The organism is Hyella patelloides LEGE 07179, assembly GCF_900659865.1.
Taxonomy (GTDB): Bacteria; Cyanobacteriota; Cyanobacteriia; order Cyanobacteriales; family Xenococcaceae; genus Hyella; species Hyella patelloides.
Map to the genome: position 1 here is coordinate 1 of NZ_LR214202.1, position 3,202 is coordinate 3,202.

Below are 3,202 nucleotides of genomic sequence, written 5' to 3' on the forward strand. Positions count from 1 at the left end.
ACTGTAGGGGGACACTCGAATCAAGATAATGACCTCTATCATAAGTTGAGAAGTTGGAGTAGAAGAAGATGCAAAACGGACTGGAAGGGAGCATACGCAAAGTATTGGAATTATACGATTGTCAAAGGTAGAAAAGTCAATCGCTTCTCAACAAGAGAAGGAAAAACTGGATTATATTTAGTCAGTCATACCGATACCCTTTGTAGTAACAGATACGTAAAGGTCAAAGGTAATGCAAGTCCTGACGACGGCAATCTCAGCTATTGGGCAATCAGAATGGGCAGACACCCAGAAATGGATAGCTTAAAAGCAAGTTTGCTGAAAAAACAAAAAGGAATATGCACCAGATGCGGGTTATACATCCGCAATGGGGATATACAAGAAACAGACCATATCATAGCCAAAAAGCTAAATGGAATGAATGTATACTCAAATTACCAACTGTTACACGGACACTGCCATGATGAGAAAACTGCGGAAGATATTAAATTAATCAATGCAGTTAGAAGCCTGTAAAAGACAATTAGCAGCACTTTTGAGTAGCCGTGTAAAGGGAAACTTTGACGCACGGTTTCGGACGAGAGGGGAGCAATGGCAACATTCTCCTCGACTCTTCTACTGGGCATTAGCTTTGAGAACCAATAGCTACTACCAGGATAATGTTTCATCTAAGTAATAGCTTTAATGTTCGAGAAATGTTGATAAGTCTACGTTCTGCCACCCCCGCCGATCTTAATCTACTAAGACACTGGGAATGCTGCTGACATTGACAAAGGGTTAAAAATTGCACTATTTCATCCCAAATCCGTTTAGTAAAACCCCCAATAAATATTTAGTGTAGAGACGCATGATGATACAACTAGAGCGGATTTAACGGTTTCATCTATAAACTGGGTATGTAATTCAGATTTGGGATCAGATAACAACTTGTCTAATTTATATTTCATCTTTCCATGAACGGCTAACCAGATACAGGGAGGTTCGGAGGATGTATATTCGACGCGATGCTTCTGATGTGCAAGTATAAATAGATAATCTCCTGTTGTAAGTTTTATTTGCTTTTGATCTTCATAAGTTAAAGAAGCTTTTCCTTGTAAGAGAATCACCCATTCGCCTTTATCTTGGTTGTACCATTCTCCTGGTTGTGTAACCTGTCCTGTAGAGATAATTCTCTCAATCACAATATTTTCAGCAGATGCTAAAGGTTCAAATAGTTCTTTATTGGGCAGAGATGAGGGTAAATCAAAAATACTAGTCATTGTGATTTAGGCGATCGCGCTTTACTTTTGACATGAGATCAAACATCACTCTGACTCAAACTCTTCAATCTTATCGAGACGAATTACCGTTTCATCGCTCAACCTGCACCAATCCGAACCCTCAGCAGCATAAATATCGATAATCCGACCGCCAACTTTGGTAAATTCATCTTTCTCATTTCTGTAAGTAATGGTGCATTGACGTTTGAGAGTAACTATTTTTTCCAGGAGATCGTTTAAATCGCAGCTTACAGGGGTGTCATCATTCATCGGTATATCCTCATAATTTAAAGTTTGCAATTGATAGATGACGGCTCGATAGATTCAAGTTCAACAACGAAGTCTCGTTTGTTGTAGTTGCATTGACAACTCAGAATATAGTCACATAGTAAAAAACTCCGTTTAAACAACAAAACGCCTCTAGAAAAAAATGTAGAACTAATCTACTTAATTTCCAAAAGCGTCAACACCAAGGGTTAGATATGAGCGCGAGGGATGCCGAATTTAGTTCGGCATATCCCATCGAACTGTTGACGAGACGGTGTTCACAAGGTTCTGAGGTCTCCTCAGAACACGACCCCTCGAAACTTCAGCATCCCTCTCGGTCAATTTTAGAATTTAACTAAATAAGCTTAGAAGCGGTTGTTTCTAGCACCACTAAAAGAGCTTCTGTTTTCGCGAGGTCTGGCTTTATTAACCTTTAATTCGCGACTCATCCATTCTGCTCCATCTAAAGCTTCAATAGCTTTGTCTTCGTTAGCTTCGGATTCCATTTCGACAAAAGCAAATCCTCTGGCACGACCTGTTTCGCGGTCTGTAGGAATATGAACTCGTTTAACAGTTCCATATTCGGTAAAGACTTCATTTAAATCTTCTTGATTGATTTCGTAAGCTAGATTACCTACATAAATAGACATAAATTAATTGTCCTCTCAATGAGTGTTGTGTTTAGAGAGACAAGATTATTGGAAAAGAAATAGCTCAATACTTGATGGAAAAACCATCGATTCGATACTGAATGAAAACTTAATCGTTAATCTAATCTGTTGATTCTCGGTCTTCATCCTAGCACTTCGAGCAGTAATCGATTTGTCAATATTAATTAAGAAAATTATAGTCACATCAAACTTTTTGGCAACATAACTTAACAGATAATGTTAGCATCAGTTTTATTCGATAAGAACGGAAGCGCGATTTGTTTAATCATATCAAGGTTTTGAGCCTTGATATGACTAGCTTGGTATAAAACCCTTCGGGACAATGAACCAGGACAACTGAATATTCTGTGTAAGTTAGGAAGACCTGTAATAAGAATTGTTTCAATTTGACTGGTGCATCCTCGCTAGTAAAACGCCAGTTAACAGTTGTTGATGCTCGCCAACTAAGCCAAAAGTCAGATCGCAGAGACGGTATTGATAAGTTTGAGGACTGATTGCTTGATGCCCGATATCGATGAGCGTGTTCATCAGACCACTATCGGCATTGTCAACAAATATTAGTTTCTTCATTCTCTGACCCGATATCTTAGTTGTTATTTATGTTACGTAGTTGAGAGTTGACGTGATTGAGGTAAGCTCGGTCGTTGATGGTTTCTGGAGCAAGTCTGCCAGAAGCAATTGCACCATTGACTAAATCTTGAGCCGTGACTCGACCAGTGTGAACTGCTCGATTGAAAGCACCATTACTGGGAATCCCTTGGTCAGCCAAAAAGCCTTGGTAACCACGATTCACTAAATCGACAGGGCTAATTTCGACAATGTTGTTAGTGGAATGAGAATTAACCGCAGCTACTTCCGAGGCAAATGCAGGGGCAGTAACTAGAGAGAGAGCTAAAGCTGATAAAGATACTAATAATGAGCGTTTCATAATTGTTTTTCCTTTTTGGTGATTCGATTAATCTTTTCGATTTCCTGTTATTAATAGAATCGCTGACCCTAATGAGA

The 3,202-nt window shown here is 39.1% G+C and carries 7 protein-coding genes; 2 read left to right on the forward strand and 5 right to left on the reverse strand.

Translation table 11 applies throughout. The features are described 5' to 3' along the window. Together H1P_RS32110 and H1P_RS32115 are read left to right on the forward strand one after the other, a co-directional pair. Window positions 1-516, forward strand: a 516-nt coding sequence (locus tag H1P_RS32110) for an HNH endonuclease (RefSeq protein ID WP_144875368.1), incomplete at its 5' end; no start/stop codon positions are given. Continuing rightward, complete coding sequence (locus H1P_RS32115) at window positions 497-676, forward strand: hypothetical protein (RefSeq protein WP_144875370.1); 180 nt, start codon at window positions 497-499, stop codon at window positions 674-676. The genes H1P_RS32110 and H1P_RS32115, both read left to right, overlap by 20 nt. A 133-nt stretch (window positions 677-809) precedes the next feature. On the opposite strand, the gene H1P_RS32120 is transcribed toward H1P_RS32115, so the two are convergent. From H1P_RS32120 to H1P_RS32140, 5 genes are all read right to left on the reverse strand, one after another. Further along, window positions 810-1,259 carry a cupin domain-containing protein gene (locus H1P_RS32120; RefSeq protein ID WP_144875372.1) on the reverse strand — a complete coding sequence of 150 codons (450 nt, stop codon included), beginning with the start codon at window positions 1,257-1,259 and terminating at the stop codon, window positions 810-812. A 45-nt stretch (window positions 1,260-1,304) separates the two neighbouring features. Continuing rightward, window positions 1,305-1,529 (reverse strand): hypothetical protein, encoded by a 225-nt coding sequence (locus H1P_RS32125; protein WP_144875374.1) that lies wholly within the window; start codon window positions 1,527-1,529, stop codon window positions 1,305-1,307. A 362-nt stretch (window positions 1,530-1,891) separates the two neighbouring features. Further along, on the reverse strand, window positions 1,892-2,176 hold the full coding sequence (locus tag H1P_RS32130) for an RNA recognition motif domain-containing protein (protein ID WP_144875376.1): 285 nt from the start codon (window positions 2,174-2,176) through the stop codon (window positions 1,892-1,894). Between the two features lie 402 nt (window positions 2,177-2,578). Next, window positions 2,579-2,767, reverse strand: a complete 189-nt coding sequence (locus H1P_RS32135) for a hypothetical protein (protein WP_144875378.1) — start codon at window positions 2,765-2,767, stop codon at window positions 2,579-2,581. Between the two features lie 16 nt (window positions 2,768-2,783). After that, window positions 2,784-3,125, reverse strand: coding sequence for a hypothetical protein (locus H1P_RS32140; protein WP_144875380.1), 342 nt, complete (start codon window positions 3,123-3,125; stop codon window positions 2,784-2,786). Window positions 3,126-3,202: the final 77 nt, after the last annotated feature.